Source organism: Arthrobacter sp. AOP36-A1-22 (assembly GCF_052377615.1).
Classification (GTDB): Bacteria; Actinomycetota; Actinomycetes; order Actinomycetales; family Micrococcaceae; genus Arthrobacter_H.
This window is the reverse complement of sequence record NZ_JBQSWX010000068.1, coordinates 1-545: the sequence shown is the minus strand read 5'-3', so window position 1 is coordinate 545 and position 545 is coordinate 1. Positions and strand designations below refer to the sequence as shown.

The 545-nt window shown below is 62.2% G+C and carries 1 protein-coding gene; it reads right to left on the bottom strand.

Annotated elements, in window-relative coordinates; translation table 11 throughout:
• Positions 1–50: 50 nt before the first annotated feature.
• The coding region (locus tag ACT3S2_RS15845) for a transposase (RefSeq protein ID WP_444561939.1) at positions 51–545 on the bottom strand (495 nt) is incomplete at its 5' end.

Below are 545 nucleotides of genomic sequence, written 5' to 3'. Positions count from 1 at the left end.
GGTCAAGCCCCGGGAAGTGGTGTAGCGGTGGTTTCCTTCGGTGATTGCTTTTAGGCGGTCAACGCTTGGAAGGGATCTGCAGGCGCCTCCTCCGCATTCAGGGTGTTGTCAGCGTCGTTGACGAGGCTGAGCCGGCATCTGGCCAGCACGTCCAATCCGAGGTAGCGGCGGCCTTCTGCCCACTCATCGGTTTGCTCGGCCAGCACCGCGCCGACCAGCCGAATGATCGCGTCGCGGTTGGGGAAGATACCAACGCTGTCGGTGCGCCGGCGAATCTCGCGGTTGAGCCGTTCGTTGGGGTTGTTGGACCAGATCTGTTGCCACACATCCTTCGGGAACGCCGTGAACGCCAGAATGTCGGCCCGGGCTTCGTCGAGGTGCTCGAAGACCTTGGGCAGCTTCTCCTGGACGTAGTCCAGCAGCCGGTCGAACTGGGCGTGGACGCTCTCGGCATCGGGCTGGTCATAGACCGAGTGCAGCATCGCCTTCACCGCAGGCCACAGATTCTTCGGGCAAATCCCCATCAAATTAGCGGCGTAGTGGGT